Here is a 16,125-nt window from a genome sequence, read left to right as displayed (position 1 = left end):
ACCTCAAAAGCCCCTCTTTGAAAAGCCTCTTCCTTACACGCGATTCGGAATAGCGCCACTGATGTGTGGACAAAAGTAAGAACGGTCTATAGTCTCTGAGTGACAAAGAAGGTGCGCAGGTATTCAAACAAGGTGTATTCATCGAACCTTTTGCTGATCATACCAATATAGCCATCTGGCCGCAGCAAGCAGAGAGCTGGTGCCTGCATGCCATAGGCGCTGTGCACCTCATGATCGACATCGAGCAAGAGGGATCCACTCCATTGCAGCCAGGAAGGTTGTTCTTTTCCTGCAAAAACAAGATGGGGCACGATGAGGTCATGCCATTGTGCACACACCAGCCTTGCCAGTGCCGTTGTGCGAACCGTTTCGGAGATTCGGACGTGGAGCCCGGTAAACAGCAGCAGATGGATCACGCCCTGCTGGAACAACTGAAACACGGTCCTCGGCGTCTGTGAGCTGGCATCCAGAAACGTTGCCTGGGGGGCACGATCTCCTGCCTGCACTTTTCGGAGGCTGACAGGTTTCTGCCATCTCTTTCCTCCAGAAGGGGGTCGCTGCTCTCTGCCATGAGAGAGCGGTGAAGGACGATAATTGATCAGCAGTTCAGAGGACGCAAGCGCGATTTTCCTCTGTATTGCTGGGAGTTGGATGAGGCGACTGAGCAGAGGACTGACTACCTTTTTGACAACGGGATGTTGCGCATATTGAAGGGCAGTGCCTGCGCCCGTTGCTTTCAGAACACTCTGGGCCACTGGAAGCCGCTCGGACTCGTAGGTCTCCAACAAGCTCTCTTTGCCCTGCTTACCTAGCACCAGAGCCAGCTTCCAGGCCAGGTTGTACGCGTCCTGAATCCCTGTATTCAACCCTTGTCCACCTGTAGGGCTATGAATGTGGGCTGCATCACCCGCCAGAAACACTCTTCCCTGGCGATATCTGGTGACCATACGCTGATGGATATGAAAGTTTGAGAGCCAGGTGGCCTTACAGATGACGGTGCCCAGCTCACCAGTGCGCCGGGTGAACACTTCCCGGAAGCGTTCCAACGTGACTTCTTCAGGTGCTTCGCTTCGTCGAGGAATATGGGCAAAGAGTCGCCATTGCTGATCGAACGGTAACGGCATTACCGAGAATAATCCCTCCTGGTGACTCCAGACATAGGCATGCCTTTGGGGCCTTTCCCACTTCAATTGCGCATCTGCCAACCAGAAGTCTGCTTCCATAACAGACCCTTCAAAAGAAATCCCCTGGCTTTTCCGCACAAAACTGTGCGCCCCGTCACAGCCAATCACATACCGTGCATGGATGACTTCAAAGGTTGTTCCATTCTCACTCTTCACTCGCGCGGTCACCTCTTGTTCATCCTGAGACAACTCAACCAATTCTCGTTGCCACTCCACCTGCCCTCCTTGCTCTTTCAGATACTCACGCAAAACACTTTCGCTATGAGCTTGTGCGACGACTAATTGATAAGGATAAGGCACCTGGGGAAGTGCCTGCCAATTCATGCGCATCTGAAGCTTTCCATCAGGACCATAGACATACGTTTCCCAGAGCTTGAGGGCGTGCTCAAGGATGGGCGTAATGATGCCCATCTGCTCAAAGAGTTCCAAAGTTCGCGATTGCATGCCTAATGCTCGTGAAGTCGTTGACGGTCCATCTTTCTGGTCGATAAGACGGCAGGAAATCCCTCGTCGGAGGAGTTCACTTGCCATTACCAAGCCGGTAGGTCCAGCACCTACAACAAGCACGTCGAGTGGGGTGAACGCTCGACCGCTTTCTCTGTTTGAAGGGTCTTCTGGTTCATTTCTTGTGACTGCCTCCTTATCGGAGAACTGCCTTGCCATGAGTTGTACCTCCATTGTTTTCTTTCGTTTTCGGCAGAAATGCGCCATCTTGCGATCTCGGCTTGCAGGCGGAGGTTCGTTTCCACCAGGAAGATCTTTAAGCCAACCTTGCGGAGATTGTTTCACTCCTCCTCTGCAGTAAGCGTCTTTCTGCGTGTGTTCCAGTGTAGCGCGACAAAAGCTTTACGTCTTGCTCACAAAGGAGCATTGCAGGGAGTATTCCAGCAGTGATTAGAGCAGGTGGAGTTCGCGGGCACGTACGACTGCCTGAGTACGATTAGTCACGGCGAGTTTCGCAAGAATATGCTTGACATGACGTTTGGCTGTGTTAAGGCTGATCACCAGGTGATCCGCTATCTGCTGGTTGGAAGCGCCATGTGCCAGCAGGGAAAGAACTTCTCGCTCACGCACACTCAGAGGATCAATGAGCGGTTGATGGAATGGTGGAGTGGGTAGGGCAGGACGCTTGGCTGGAATGGCAGCTAGGATCTGCTGGATATACCCAGACGAGGCGGTGGGAGATGTGGAGATCTGTAACAACAGGGACGCTATCACCTCTCCTTCGTCAACGAAGAGACGTACATACCCTTCTGGCTCGGCTAAGGCTAGGACCGATCCGAGTGTGGTCAATGCTTGCTTCGTTTTTCCTTGTGCTTGTAATGCCAGAACAGTGAGCATCTGAATTTCAATGAACCAGCGCTTGAAATTCATCCGTGCAGCCAGATCCTGTAAATGCGCCAGAAGGTGGAGCGCTTGTGAGAGCGGTGATCCGTTCGCTTGGAGGCGTCCCTGTGCAATCAAGGCACGGGCCAGCGTCAGATACAGAAACATGCATTGATTTTCCGGTGGCATGGCGAGTTGATCATCAAAGCGTATACCGCAGGTAGCTACCCAATGGAGCGCTCCTTTTACATCGTCACAGGCAAGGGCAAGACGTGCAGCGATGGCGGCCAGATACCTCTTTTCTAACCCAACAGACCACGACTGATCCACTGACGGCCATTGCTGTTGAAGGAAGGATCGCGCCGTCTCAGTCTGGCCTTGTATCAGTTCAATGCGAGCCTGCATCCAGAGGCCAAGAGAGGAATATGCTGCCAGGAGATCCGTCCCCTGCGCGATGGCTAACGCCTGTTGTACGCAGCTCTGAGCTTCAGGTACCCGATTCCATTCGTACAACAGCGCGGCCTTGCTCACATACATAGGGGCGAAGAGCACGGGTGAGAGGTTGGGGTATGACCTGAACGCATCAGAAATGCGCTCAAAAAGCTGTTCTGTCTTGCGTAACTTTCCTTGCGCTTCGTACAGCTCGGCCAGACTCCACACCGCTATCAGGCTCATTGGATGATAGGTCTCGGTTGGCTGAGGCACAGCAATGTCAAGGAGGATCTGCTCATAAGCAATCAATTCTCCGCTCGCACGATAGGCGGCACTGAGGATCAGCCGTAAGCGAAAGGAAATGAACTGACTCAAAGCGGTCCTCTGTGCAGAGAGGAGGCGCAACGTCTCGTGAACCAGCGTGATCGTGCGCACCAGATCGTGGTGGGAAAACGCTCTGAGCGCATGAACCAACCTGAGCTCACTCTGGAGTTCCACCCACGGAGCCGTCGTGGCCCAGGGTTGTGCCTGCACAAGCCGTTCCATGTGCGCAACCATTGGCTCGACGATTTCTGGAGTATTTTTGTTCCTTGGATGTCGCCAGGTTTGCATCCAGATTGAGGCAACACAAAGCTCTTGAGATGCTGCAACGAGCGTTGGGGGGAGCAGATTCAACCACTGGTTCAGCCGGTCCAGCTTTCCTTGCTCTACCAGAGGAATCAAAACTGTTGCCAGCAGGCTTGCCGCAGAGGAGAGATCGCCAGCCAGGAAAGCATATTCACATGCTTCCTCCACATCACCATGCTCTTCATGCCAGCAACTGGCCCGGCCATAGAGCTCCGAGATCAGGTTCGGCTCGCTCCTGTGGAGCTGCGCACGGAGCACTTGGGAAAACATGGGATGATAGCGATACCAGGTTTCCGTTTCATCGAGGACGCTCACAAAGAGATTGGCGCGCCGTAATTGCGCTAGGAGCACATGTCCTTCTCGCTGACCCGTGACAGCCTCACAGAGCGGTCCGGTCATTCGTTCCAGAAGACTCGTTCGTCGTAAAAAGGTTTGCATCGCGAGAGGCAAGCCAGCTAACACTTCTTCACTCACATATTCAAGGAGAAATTGGTGCGTACCACGCAACGTTCGCAGAAACGCGGTGGTGTCGGCTTGTCCACGCAATGCAAGCAGCAGCAACTGAACGCCAGCAATCCAGCCCTCGGTGCGTTGCGCCAACAAACTCCTCACTTCTTCGGAGAGCGTAATTCCCATCAAACTTCCAAGGGAAGCAATCTCGCTGGAAACGAAACGTAACGCTTCTGTACGTACCTCACTCAGTTGCCCATGTGTACGTAAGCGGGAGAGGGCCACGGGTGGATCGGCACGTGTCCCGATGATCAGATGCAAGTGAGCAGGCCGATGAGTGAGCAGGAAGTGAAGTGCGGTGTGAACCCTTTTTTCGGTAATGAGATGGTAGTCGTCCAGGATCACGACGACCTCCTGCTGGAGCAAAGAGGCAAGGTCGTTGAGGAAACTGGTAAGCATCCTCTCGTCGTCATCCGCCTGGGTGAACTGATAGTTCCCCGCCGTGTCACTGTGTCTGATGAAGCATAGCAGAGCGGCTCGTAGAGAAGTGAGAAAGCGTGAAGGATCATTGTCCACCACGTCCAGGGAAATCCAGACCACCGGCAACGCAGTGCTGGTAGCCCATTCTACGAGCAGGGTTGTCTTGCCAGATCCTGCTGGCGCGCAGATGATGGCAACGCCTTGTCGTGCTCCTCGTTCAAGTTGTGCAACCAGATGGGGACGCGCAATGTGCTGGAGAGGGAGGCACGGAAGCGTGAATTTCGTGCTCGGAAGCAGAGCAGGAGCGCCAGACGAGATGGGGATTTGCAGCATTCCATGCCCTTGCCCCGGCACCCCTTTCCTCATCGAAGTATCCTCAGAACGCATCGCAAGATGATGAGCAATCTCACGGAGACGGGAGAGCGTCAAATTGGCAGATTTGCCCAGATAAGAGCGCAAGAGCCGACCCTGCTTTCGGCGATAGGCACGCCAGTACCAGCCCCCACGCCGATTTCCAGCACGAGCCTTCTGTGCGGTGAACGTTCCCTCTGTACAGACAAACGTGAAGCTCATCGCGGTTTCTAGCCAGGTATACCAGGAAGGCTCATCGACGGCGACCATCACTTTCTGTCCGTCTTGCTCGTAAACAAGTATTCCGTCTTGAACAACTCCGCTCGTAGTTGGTGACTTCTTCATGCCAAAAAGCTTTCGTGGGAGGATGGAAGGGGTTAGGGTACGCTCCTAACAGTTCCCTAACAGGGAGTATACCCAATTCGCGACGAAACCTCAAGGAAAGATTGCCAACGTAGATTTTTAGACCGGTTCACTACTCCCTATAATCGCATTGTACAATTCGTGGGTCCATCACGATCTCCGGGCACTTTCAAATCCTCAATGCGTCCGGTTGGAGTGACCAAATCGCGCATGTAAGAATCTTTTCGAGAGCCACGGCGTGTCGGAGTGCACTCTCCCCATGACGCGCCAATGCACTGCTCTAGCTCTTCACGCATCACTTGTTCAAGCAAGACTTGGATGGCGCAGCGCGCGATTCGGCGCAGATACGCCCGAAGTTCCTCTTGTTCTGGCAGCACGTGTGGCGATGACTTCTATGTTGCATCTTCAGAGATCGATGTAGTGGGCTTTTTCTTGGGTATAGGCATAACACCCTCCTTTTGGTGAAATTGCCAGAAATTCATTAAGGAACAGTCTATGCCTGTAGTAGTATCTCAAAAATCCTTCTTTGAAAAGCCTTTTCCTTACACAACTATCGGCAAGTTCTCTGAGAGGTCTACTACTATCCTATGAGGACGCAGCTTCTCTCCGAGCTCTTGATGAACAACTACGTCTTTTACAGCTCAGAGATTGAGCGCGTCACACACTTCTAAAAAATCGTGAATAATCCAGTCAGGGCATATGGCGTCTGGAATTCCTCGTTGAGCAGGGTCATACCAGACAGCAAAGATGCCGACACCTTGTGCGCGATATAGCAGGCGCACAAGGTCATCGCCGATCATCCATGCTTCGTGAGCGCTAACATGGAGCTGCTCAAGTGCGGATCGGAGTCCCTCTAATAGCTCCAGAGCATGAGGAGTGAGCTGACGATACGAGTGGTGGAGAGTCTCGAATGCATGTACCATTTCCGCTGCTACATCTTTCCTCTCTCGGTTCAGTACTTTTAATGCGCTTTCTACCGTCTCCTGTCGTGTTTCAAATGGCTCAAGACTGTCTCTTCGCTGTTTCTCGACATCATTTTCAATCTCGCGTTTATACGCGAGACGGCTTTCTTGAAGGGCTTGCACAATTGCCTCCGTAGGCACGTCCAGTATAGGGGCAAATTGCTGAGAAATCTCTCGCCAGCTTTTCGAGACCGACAAGAGGAGGAACAACGACGAGCAGGGCAAGGCTGGCAGGAGCAGAATCTGATCTTCTGTACCCGCAAAGGAACACCCCTCACAGCCAACCATCTGCTCTACCAGCATTTTCGCCAGCTGTTGGTCAAAGCAGGGTTGCCAGAGGTGACCTTCCATGATCTGCGTCACTCTGTGGCCACGATGCTCCTGGCGTGAGGCGGCCACCCCAAAGTGGTGCAGGAACTCTTAGGTCACAGCGATATCTCCATAACCTTGCGCCTGTATGCTCACGTCTTACCTGGCATGCAACAAAACGCTGTGGAAAACTTAGCCGCCTGCTTGACCCATCCTACTCAGTTCGCTGCTGTCAAGGGTGCTCTCACGCCCTTGCCCTTGGAACAAGAGGAGTTGCACAAGCCCGCTGAGAAGCTGGAGGTGATGGTATGTATACCTTTGAGTTGATGTCTAGTAGAATAAGAAAATATCATAGAATATTTTAGCGCCAAACCTCTGGATGGTCATTCGATTGGAGAGATAAACTTATGGGTACACTTTCAGGTATTCGTGTCGCCGATTTTACGCGTGTGGTTGCTGGCCCTTATTGTACCATGCTTCTAGGCGATCTTGGGGCAGAAATTATTAAAGTCGAGCCTCCACAGGGAGACGATACGCGAAGTTGGGGACCTCCTTTTGTGGAAGATGAAAGTACCTATTTTCTAAGCGTCAACCGCAATAAGAAAAGTGTGTGCCTGGATCTACGCACCGATGAAGGGCTGGAGATCGCCCACCAGTTAGTCAGCCAGAGCGATATTGTGATTGAGAATTTTCGCTCGGGGGTTATGGAACGCTTTGGCCTGGGCTATGAAGACTGGCGTGAGCGCCACCCGGGCTTGATATACTGCTCTATTTCTGGCTATGGCCGCAGTGGTCCCTATAAAGATCGCGCTGGCTACGATGTGATTGTCTCTGCCATGGGTGGTCTAATGGGAATTACCGGCACCCCTGGAGAACCACCTGTGAAGACTGGCGTTGCCCTTACTGACGTTATCACCGGGCTCTACGCGTTCTCGGGCATTCTGGCTGCCCTCTATCATCGTGAAAAGTCAGGGCAGGGCCAGCGTATCGATGTCTCCTTGCTCAGTGCTGAGCTAGCATCTTTGATTAATGCTGCCAGCAGCTATCTCATTGGCGGCGAGATCCCTACGCCTAAAGGAAGTGCTCACGGCTCTATTGTTCCCTACCAGGTCTTTCGGGCCAGCGACGGCTATCTCATGGTTGGGGCCGCCAACGATAAGCTCTATGCTAACTTCTGTGAAGCCATCGGACACCCAGAATGGAGCACAGACCCGCGTTTCCTCACTAATGCAGATCGCGTTCACAATCGCGAAAGCTTGCTTCCCCTCATCGAGGCCGTGTTACAGACCGAGACTGTAGCAGCCTGGGAGCAGCGCCTGGCCACCGCTGGTGTCGCGGTAGCGCCTGTTAATCGTATGGATCAGGTATTTCGTGATCCCCAGGTCATCCATTCACAACAAGTTGTCAAGGTCATGCATCCCACCGCCGGCGAGATTTCACTGGTTGGCCCTGCGGCAAACTTTAGTCTGACCCCAGCGCAAGTAACAACTCCTCCACCAGCATTAGGACAACACAATGAGGAGATCATTAGCAAGCTCCGATCGGAGGGCCAGCAAGCCAGGGGAACCGCAAGGGATCAATCCTCTGAGGGGGCATAAAAGAGGAAGAACTTCAAACTTGTATCTTTACCTCCAGTTTCGTCAGAACCGGGTTTCGATGCCAGGGGTTTTTCCTGGCAAGAGGCTTAAAACCTTGCTCCGCTACGCACAATGCATCAAGCTCAGTCAGGGTATGCCACAAATCCTCTATGGCATACCCGCTTTATCAATTTTCTCTACAGCTGATTATCAGATAATGGCCGATGGGCAGTATGCTACCAGGGTACATGAGGTGCAACGCGGCTTACGGGCCGCGCATGTAGCCCGTCCATGGTAAATCATACGATGCGGGAGGCTCGACCATTCGGAGCGCGGAATAAGGCGCATCAGCTCTTGCTCAGCACGCGCCGCATCCTCGTGTTGTGTCCATCCCAGCCGCTTACTCACGCGCCCTACATGGGTATCTACAATAAAGCCCTCAGTCACGCCAAAGGCATTTACAAGCACTACATTCGCAGTCTTGCGCGCTACTCCCGGCAGCTTCACAAGCTCATCAATACTCTGTGGTACCTCGCCATGGTAATGATCCACCAGGTACTGGCAAACAGCACGCAGAGTCTTTGCCTTGTTGCGATAAAAGCCAGTTGACTTCACATCCTGCTCTAGCTCCTCCTGGCCAACCTGCGCATAATCCTGAGCGCTGCGATATTTCGCAAAGAGTTGCGGAGTCACCGCATTCACCCGCTCATCAGTACACTGGGCCGCCAGAATAGTAGCAACCAATAGTTCAAGCGGCGTTGTAAAATTTAGTTCATAGCGCGCCTGTGGATATAATCCACGTAGCTCCTCAACAATAGCGCTTATCTGTTCCGAAGAGCCTGGTTGCGGACCTGTATATACCATCCTTAAGAACCTTTCTACACAGCAATATTCTCTTCTTACCTATTCTTTGCGTGCCCTTATATTCTGATAGTCTAAGCTGAAAGCAATATCTTCATAAGCCGATAATAAATTCTCCATCCACACATTATGCGAAAAATGAAACCTTTTAGAAATGTATCCCGTGTAAACGAAAGCTATCAGAAATGTACATCATTCCTGTATCCATTTCCGGGCCGCAAGCCAGGTCCAGGAAGGCTTTACAAATCCTTGTTATTTCCTGGCAGGGAAAGTATATGGCCGAAAACCTCACACGTCAAGCTTAATATGCCAGAGCTAAACATTCCCATTACCAGGAGTTCTCTATACAAGAGTCTTGCTAGCAAGGAAGGCAGGTACATAAGCTAGCCTAAAGTCACACATATTACAAAATTTAAAATATAGGGATCATGCACTCTCAAGCTGTCCGTGAGAAAAGTGCTAGATATCCTCGCTTCCCGCCTTTATCAAGAGAGGAGTGTATATGGATGATGAGCGCAGAACGGTGCGCACGACAGAACGGTTTAAGGAGACTCCCGAGCCCAATCTAGCAACTTCCAATGTCGTGCCACCCTTAAATCTTGGGGAACGCAAGGAGGTTATTAGACGTAAAAGCATTAGCGCCATCGTAATTCACGAGGCTATTCGTGAAAATGGGGAGCGGGAACTACGCCGTTCGCCTATTGCACTTGCCGTATCCGGGCTTGGAGCCGGGCTTTCTATGGGTTTCTCCCTCGTCACTCAAGGGCTGCTGCATACCTACCTACCCGCACATGCCCTCTGGACACCTCTGCTTGACAATCTCGGATATAGTGTTGGTTTCCTTATCGTAATCTTGGGGCGCAAGCAGCTTTTCACTGAAAATACGCTTACGGCTATCTTGCCGCTGCTAGCTAACTTTAATCGTCAGACCTTATGGAAGGTGGCCAGGCTCTGGCTTGTAGTGCTTATCGCTAATCTCGTAGGAGCGCTGATCTTCGCCTGGGCGATTTCCCACACCAATCTCTTTCAGCCAGAGCTTCAACGCTCTTTCGCAGAAATATCGCACCATTCTCTACGTGGCGATTTCGGCCTTACGGTCCTGCGCGGGATCTTTGCTGGGTGGCTGATCGCACTTATGGTCTGGCTATTGCCCGCCGTTGGTGACACCAAGTTTCACGTGATCATTCTGATCACCTATATAGTTTCTCTCGGCGGCTTCGCACATATCATCGCAGGTTCAGTCGATGTGCTCTACCTGGTAAATATAGGCGCGATCTCCTGGCTCACTTACCTGGTTGGCTTTATGCTGCCCACGCTGATCGGCAACATTCTCGGCGGCGTCTCTCTGGTAGCTGCGCTCAACTTCGCCCAGGTTGCTACAGAAAAGATAGGAGGGGAAAGCTAGCCGAGATCAGATCAGGCTAGATCTGCTAACAGCGAAGGAGGAACGAAAATACACAGCACTATCTCGGGCGGCCCTAAAGGTTGCCCGAGCATTTATTATATACTCTACATCCTTCTTTAAAAAGAAGTTAGTTTATTTCTCAAATATGACGAAGATAAGCTATACTATCCTCTAGCTTCTGAAAGCTTTTTCGCAGCCTGGAGAATATATCTGCTAATCTCAGCACTTGTGGCTCCTTCATTGAAGCCAAGGACAGCAGAAACCGGAGGAACGACAAAAGAGACGACGCATGGATAATCAACGTAATAGATGCGCATCTCTGGCAAGCTTTGTTGAAAGGGGAGCAGGCTTTCCCAAAGCCTAAGATGCTCCTCGGGCTGAGAAAAGTTCTCTACAAGTCTCTTGGTAGATGCTCTGTGCCACTTATTTGCCCACGGAAGATACTGCCCCCAAAGATCTTGTAGGCGCTGTTGGAGCACTGGGGTTCCAATTCTCGCAAGTGAGGGATTAGCCGGTGCTCTTTGTCCAATCACAGCTTCAATGAACCACAAAAACCATAGCCTTGCATCTAAGCCTGCTGCTTGTAATGAGCCATCGCCAGCAGGATGCTGATCAAACGGAGAAACTGCTAAACCATCTTTTTGCAAGATCCAGACACAAAAATTTATTCCTATAGGGAAATCTTCTACCAGGTGCCAAGGATTTGTTCCTGATCGGTTCATGCGCTTCTTCTCTTCTCTAATTATTTTTAATGCTTTTCTCCAATTATACCATTATCGCAATAAAAAAAGCTAACTCCCTAAGCAGGAACATAAAGGAGCTCCCATACTACACATTTCAAAATAAAATCAATAGTCAGCATTGCTTCCTATACTTCATTTCTGCAATTTTAAGCGATTGACCATCACAAGCAGATTACGTATATTTACGGTGGCGTGGGGCTAGCTATGGTGCAGCATCCCAGCAAATTGCACAATAAATACTATAATATATTTGAGAACCGCTATGCTTGTGAATTTTATTCGTAATCGATGGCAAGGCCTTATCGATGGCTTCTGGTTTATTCCCAGCCTCGTTGCACTAACAGGGCCAGAGGAAGCGAAGGGTCATGTCTGCTGATCAGGACCAGGCGCAGAGTAAGAGGGAGATGATTCAGCAAGCCCTGGAAGCTTTGCTGAATCTGCTGGCTGCTAATCACGTGATAATCTTCCAGCCCCAGCACGGTTCGATGTGGTAAAGTAGCCAGGTCATTGAGGAGCAGGCTGCAAGCCAGGCCTGCCACTGAACATCATCCTGAGTGAGTGGATGACGTGTGCTCTTGCCTGGTTCGCGAACTTCATAGCGCTGTCGCTGCGCACTCCAGATCAAAGCAACAGGCATCTCCTTAGGCACGGTTCTCTCCTGTTCAGACCTCTGGTTACCCAACATCTGCTCAAGGAGCAGTATAGCAAAGAGAGAAGATCACTGCAAGAAACAGGCTCGCATCCAGGAGCCCGGACCGCTTGTTGGGTAACACATGAGGCAGCGACAGTCGCGATTGAGCAGCTACACTTTCTCCACCTGGTTCGGTACTTTTCTACTACAATACTCTTCTGTCCTGAAAACTTCCACTTCTCATAGTACCCTCCTGAATAGATAGCAGCCAAAAGGGACATCTCTGCAAAACTAGCCTGAAAAGGGTGTGTAATTTAGAGGAAGCTGCATCTCTAAAAACTCGCCCAAAAAGGGAGCGTCTTTTAGATTTAGGAGAAACCTGTCGTGAAACAACAACGCCACATCTATATCATTCTTGGCTCTGCAAGCATCTTCATATTGCTAATTAGCGTGCTTGCGGCGAGTGCTCTGTTCCGGCCTCATCTGCAGGCACACGCCCACAGCGCGGCCGCACGCATGCAGATCAGCGTCTTGCCAATGCACCCCATGTATAAAATGGCTGTGACTATGAAGTCAGGGAAAGGGGCATTATCATGTTTGAACCAGCGCACCCGTCCTCTCTGCTATACTCCTCAGCAGATTCGTCAGGCCTATGGCGTGACACCGCTGCTCAAGGCAGGTATTACGGGAAAGGGTAGGATCATTACGATCATCGATGCCTTCCAATCGCCAACGGTGCGCCAGGATCTGCATCTCTTCGATACGCTATTTGGTCTGAATGATCCTCAGCTCAATATTATCGCCCCATTCGGCGTGACACCTTTTAACCCAAAAGATCCAGTCCAGACAGCCTTCGCCGGCGAGATCGCGCTGGATGTTGAATGGGCGCATGCCATCGCCCCGGACGCTACTATCAACTTGCTTCTAGGCAATGTGAAGGGAGGCACCATCCAGGATCAATTACAGGCACTGCTCCAGGCCACGGGTTACGCCGTTAAACATAACATGGGAAGCGTCATCTCGCAAAGCTTCGGGGCTGGCGAATCCTGCCTGAGTCGGAATTTTATTCAGGCCGAACATCAGGTCTTCCAGCAGGCCAGAGCACAGCAACAGTCGGTATTTGCTTCGGTCGGCGATTCTGGAGCCGCCGCCTTGCAATGCGATAAACAAGGCCAGGTCGTAACACTTGCCCAGGGCGTTAACTATCCAGCCAGCGATCCACTGGTTACGGGGGTCGGTGGCACAACGCTTTCCTTGGCCAGGTCGGGGGCTTATCTCAAGGAGACGGTCTGGAATGAGTCGGAAAACGGGGCAGGAGCAACAGGTGGTGGTGTGAGCCAGATCTTTAAGCTCCCTGCTTATCAACAGCAGATCGTCAATCAGAATGGACGTGGCATCTCCGATATCGCTCTTGATGCTGATCCGTTAACTGGCGTTCCTGTCGTTACCAGCTCTCTTGAGCCAGGAAAAACCATGCTTATCCCTATCGGAGGCACAAGCTTAGGAGCTCCAGTGGCAGCCGCGATGACTGCCCTCTTTGACCAGGCTTCCGGAGGACGTTTGGGCTTCTTAAATAGCGCCCTCTACCGCCTCGGCCAGAACGCAGCCTCTAAACAGGCTTTCCATGATATAACAGCTGGCAACAATACATTCGCCTTCCAGGATGGTAACGGCAATATTGTCACAGTCGACGGCTTCCCGGCTGCTCAGGGCTGGGACGCTCCCACGGGGCTAGGTACACCTAACGCTGAACAGCTGGCCACGCTCTTGCCTAAGTTTGTTCAGGCTAATGATGGGGCCGATCTCTAATCCTTCCGATTTGAGCTGAACATTACTTCTAGTTCCTAAAAAATTGACGATGGGCCACAAAACGAAGGAGCTACCAACGCACCTGGCAGCTCCTTCATCTTCAGTAGGTAAAATGCTAGCTATGAATCAGCTCTTTATCAATCTCGTCATTGGCAGTTACCTCCATCTCCTCATTTCCTTGCCGTACCACAAAGGGCACATCTTTCAGGAAAAATGTGGCAAGCAGAGCAATGACCGCAAAGATCAGAACCGCTACAAAGCCATGCTGCAGCGCTCCGGCAAATGATAATTTTTCGGCTACGCTGCTCGGTAGATGGCTCATCACATCCCCAGATGCTGAGCTGCTCACGACAGTACCAACAACTGCGATACCCAGGGTAGCACCTACCTGCCCTAGATAGCGCGTTGCCGCAGTGCTAATCCCCAGCCGATTGAGCGGCAAGGCGTTTTGCGCTGCCAACATCGGTATAGAGAAGAAGGTACCAGTACCAATACCCACCACAATCATAAACAGGATAGACGGCAGCAGGCCGCTCTCTGGCTTAAGCAGCGTGATCAAGAAGGTACCTACGACCATCAATACGGCTCCCAGGATGGCGATGAGCTGATAGCGCTTGAGTATGCCCACAATGGGACCAGCTACAGTTGCCCCTACGACCATGCTTATCGAGAGCGGGGTCATCACCAGGCCTGCCTCGGTAGGTGAAATACCCAGCACCCCTTGAAAGAAGAGTGGTAAGTACAGCGAGAGCCCCAATAGAACCATCATCTGCAGCACCGAGAGCAACGCCGCAGCACTGAAGACCTGATTGCTGAAGAGATCCAATGGCAAGATGGGTTCGGCGGCTTTACGCTCAACCAGCAAGAATAGGACAAACAGCACAACACCGGCTCCAAGCAGGGCGAGCACCTGTGGCGAGCCCCAGGCTGAGATCTGCGTGCTCCCCCAGCTCAGGCCAAGCATTAAGGAGATGGTTGCTATGGCCGAGAGAAAGGCCCCAAGAAAATCGATGCGAGCAGTCTTAGTTTGTGCTTTATTCACAGCTCCACTGCGCAATGAGAGATTAGCCGGTAAAAAGAATAGAAGCGCAACCAGAGCCAGGAGACCAACCGGTATGTTAATATAGAAGACCCAGCGCCAGCGACCGTTCTCGGTGATCAGGCGGCTAAGCAGCGGGCCATGCTCAGTCAGCCAGCCGCCAATTGCCGGACCAAAGAGATTCGAGAAACCATAGACAATGCCAAATAGGCTTCCCCATTTTGCCCTCTCAGCAGGCGGGAAGAGCTCGGCGAAGACTGTCGCGACTAAAGCCATGCCAATGCCTGCTCCCAATCCCTGTAAGGCCCGAAAGATGATCAGCTGATCCATGCTCTGGGATGCCCCGGCCAGACCCGAACCAAGCAGGAAGAGGGCAGTGCCGCCTAGCAAAAACCATTTGCGCCCAAACTGATCGGAGAGCTTACCAACTATCGGGATCATGGTCATCGAGGCAAGTATATAGGCCGTCACTACCCAGGTATAGCGATCTAGCCCATGTAGCTCTGCAATAATACGGGGCATGGCGGTGCCTACAATTGTCTGATCCAGGGCCTCCAATAAGAGTGTCAGCATCAAGGCACTGATTACTGCAATAAGCCCAAATCCCCGCATTAATGGCTTATCCTGCATTACAGCAGCCTCAGGTGCAGTTTGCATTTGATTTTTCCTCTTTCATTCCTCTTTACTTTTCCATTACTCAGAGTATACCCTGGAAGAAGGACAGGATCGGTCCTTGTTTATCAGCTGATCCTTAGAAGAGGAACAAACCGCAGACTCCATCGTCTTCTCAATCGACCACCCGCTACTGACCACTCTAGACCAGAGGCTTTATCCGCACAGCATGACAGGTTGAATCTCTACCAGGGTTGCATAATAGCCTTCGCCTTAGCGTATCTGGAAACGTTCATGCGTATATTCTCTGCACTGCTTTTTATCAAGAGGCATAGAACTGAAGATAGAGAATAGAAAAATAGACATAGAGAGATGCTTTCACCCCAGAATACGAGTTAGCGCAACATTAAGAACAAAGAGCAGGGCGAAGGCTATTCCCAAATCACGCCGTCCAGCAGAAAAGAGCGCCAATGCAGCCGAACCAAAGAAAACTACTTGCAGAGCCAGGTACCAGATGCCTTGTAATTGCCAGCTTGACTTTGGCGCACCAAGTATACCCCAGACGATAATAGCCAGGACTGGAAGGCCTATCCCTGGCAGAATTTTCATGAGCATTCCCTGGCCAACCTGAAATCCCCAGTAGCCTAGAGCCACTAGAACTCCCAGCTCCAACAAAAAAGCCAGCCCCATATTTACATATTTGATACTATTAAAAATCATCTCGGCCACTCCTTTTAGCTCGCGCTACCCAGCATAGAAACAAGAGGCAATTTTGAAATTTTCTTGCTTCATACATCTCACAAGCTCTCTCGATAACTTTTTATCTAATATAGATAGATAATAACCTATTATAGTTAGACTGTCAAGGCAAAAAAGGAGTGATAACATTTTTCCTCCCATTTTTCCCGCTAAGCTCATAACATAGCCTTCCAGTCCCGTTCTAAATCGGTTTCATTGACATCAT

The 16,125-nt window shown here is 51.3% G+C and carries 12 protein-coding genes and 1 pseudogene; 5 read left to right on the top strand and 8 right to left on the bottom strand.

Translation table 11 applies throughout. From position 1 onward, the window contains the following. Positions 1 to 86: 86 nt before the first annotated feature. The 4 genes and pseudogenes from EPA93_RS14295 to EPA93_RS48355 form a co-directional block, all read right to left on the bottom strand. The gene (locus tag EPA93_RS14295) at positions 87 to 1,847 is read right to left on the bottom strand and encodes an FAD-dependent oxidoreductase (protein ID WP_165423098.1); all 1,761 of its coding nucleotides are present in this window, start codon (positions 1,845 to 1,847) and stop codon (positions 87 to 89) included. A gap of 231 nt (positions 1,848 to 2,078) precedes the next feature. Next, a complete protein-coding gene (locus tag EPA93_RS14290; RefSeq protein ID WP_129888169.1) occupies positions 2,079 to 5,195 on the bottom strand; it encodes a winged helix-turn-helix domain-containing protein in 3,117 nt (1,038 codons plus the stop codon). 164 nt (positions 5,196 to 5,359) lie between these two features. Then, positions 5,360 to 5,659 (bottom strand): annotated as a pseudogene (locus EPA93_RS50900) (transposase); the annotation flags it as partial. A 195-nt stretch (positions 5,660 to 5,854) separates the two neighbouring features. After that, positions 5,855 to 6,298: an HAD family hydrolase gene (locus EPA93_RS48355; protein ID WP_165423097.1), complete on the bottom strand. Its 444-nt coding sequence runs from the start codon at positions 6,296 to 6,298 to the stop codon at positions 5,855 to 5,857. On the opposite strand from EPA93_RS48355, the gene EPA93_RS48350 reads away from it, so the two are divergent. From EPA93_RS48350 to EPA93_RS14270, 3 genes are all read left to right on the top strand, one after another. Beyond that, positions 6,284 to 6,565, top strand: a complete 282-nt coding sequence (locus tag EPA93_RS48350) for a tyrosine-type recombinase/integrase (RefSeq protein WP_340689234.1) — start codon at positions 6,284 to 6,286, stop codon at positions 6,563 to 6,565. The genes EPA93_RS48355 and EPA93_RS48350 overlap by 15 nt on opposite strands. A gap of 18 nt (positions 6,566 to 6,583) precedes the next feature. Continuing rightward, positions 6,584 to 6,811 carry a hypothetical protein gene (locus EPA93_RS14275; RefSeq protein WP_129888167.1) on the top strand — a complete coding sequence of 76 codons (228 nt, stop codon included), beginning with the start codon at positions 6,584 to 6,586 and terminating at the stop codon, positions 6,809 to 6,811. An 80-nt stretch (positions 6,812 to 6,891) separates the two neighbouring features. Beyond that, complete coding sequence (locus tag EPA93_RS14270) at positions 6,892 to 8,082, top strand: CaiB/BaiF CoA transferase family protein (protein ID WP_129888166.1); 1,191 nt, start codon at positions 6,892 to 6,894, stop codon at positions 8,080 to 8,082. A 189-nt stretch (positions 8,083 to 8,271) separates the two neighbouring features. Here the strand turns inward: EPA93_RS14270 and nth are convergent, their stop codons facing one another. Continuing rightward, positions 8,272 to 8,925 (bottom strand): endonuclease III, encoded by a 654-nt coding sequence (gene nth, locus EPA93_RS14265; protein ID WP_129888165.1) that lies wholly within the window; start codon positions 8,923 to 8,925, stop codon positions 8,272 to 8,274. A 499-nt stretch (positions 8,926 to 9,424) separates the two neighbouring features. On the opposite strand from nth, the gene EPA93_RS14260 reads away from it, so the two are divergent. Next, entirely contained in the window at positions 9,425 to 10,327 is a 903-nt protein-coding gene (locus tag EPA93_RS14260) for a formate/nitrite transporter family protein (protein WP_129888164.1), read from the top strand. Between the two features lie 1,060 nt (positions 10,328 to 11,387). Here the strand turns inward: EPA93_RS14260 and EPA93_RS14255 are convergent. Further along, complete coding sequence (locus tag EPA93_RS14255; RefSeq protein WP_129888163.1) at positions 11,388 to 11,609, bottom strand: hypothetical protein; 222 nt, start codon at positions 11,607 to 11,609, stop codon at positions 11,388 to 11,390. Positions 11,610 to 12,085: 476 nt separating this feature from the next. Between EPA93_RS14255 and EPA93_RS14250 the strand changes: the two genes are divergently transcribed. Beyond that, positions 12,086 to 13,510 carry a S53 family peptidase gene (locus EPA93_RS14250; RefSeq protein WP_129888162.1) on the top strand — a complete coding sequence of 475 codons (1,425 nt, stop codon included), beginning with the start codon at positions 12,086 to 12,088 and terminating at the stop codon, positions 13,508 to 13,510. A 115-nt stretch (positions 13,511 to 13,625) separates the two neighbouring features. Here EPA93_RS14250 and EPA93_RS14245 read toward each other — a convergent pair whose 3' ends face one another. Both EPA93_RS14245 and EPA93_RS14240 read right to left on the bottom strand, forming a co-directional pair. Continuing rightward, entirely contained in the window at positions 13,626 to 15,206 is a 1,581-nt protein-coding gene (locus tag EPA93_RS14245; protein WP_129888161.1) for a DHA2 family efflux MFS transporter permease subunit, read from the bottom strand. A 333-nt stretch (positions 15,207 to 15,539) separates the two neighbouring features. Then, positions 15,540 to 15,881, bottom strand: a complete 342-nt coding sequence (locus tag EPA93_RS14240; protein WP_129888160.1) for a YrdB family protein — start codon at positions 15,879 to 15,881, stop codon at positions 15,540 to 15,542. Between the last annotated feature and the right edge of the window lie 244 nt (positions 15,882 to 16,125).

Source organism: Ktedonosporobacter rubrisoli (assembly GCF_004208415.1).
In the GTDB taxonomy this organism is placed as follows: Bacteria; Chloroflexota; Ktedonobacteria; order Ktedonobacterales; family Ktedonobacteraceae; genus Ktedonosporobacter; species Ktedonosporobacter rubrisoli.
The sequence above is the reverse complement of the archived record's forward strand: the minus strand, read 5'-3'. Positions and strand labels throughout refer to the sequence as shown.

Bases quoted from the DNA above. Each gene is read 5' to 3' on its own strand.
- EPA93_RS14295 (WP_165423098.1), bottom strand. From the start codon at position 1,847: ATGGCAAGGCAGTTCTCCGATAAGGAGGCAGTCACAAGAAATGAACCA.
- EPA93_RS14290 (WP_129888169.1), bottom strand. From the start codon at position 5,195: ATGAAGAAGTCACCAACTACGAGCGGAGTTGTTCAAGACGGAATACTT.
- EPA93_RS14270 (WP_129888166.1), top strand. From the start codon at position 6,892: ATGGGTACACTTTCAGGTATTCGTGTCGCCGATTTTACGCGTGTGGTT.
- nth (WP_129888165.1), bottom strand. From the start codon at position 8,925: ATGGTATATACAGGTCCGCAACCAGGCTCTTCGGAACAGATAAGCGCT.
- EPA93_RS14260 (WP_129888164.1), top strand. From the start codon at position 9,425: ATGGATGATGAGCGCAGAACGGTGCGCACGACAGAACGGTTTAAGGAG.
- EPA93_RS14245 (WP_129888161.1), bottom strand. From the start codon at position 15,206: ATGCAAACTGCACCTGAGGCTGCTGTAATGCAGGATAAGCCATTAATG.
- EPA93_RS14240 (WP_129888160.1), bottom strand. From the start codon at position 15,881: ATGATTTTTAATAGTATCAAATATGTAAATATGGGGCTGGCTTTTTTG.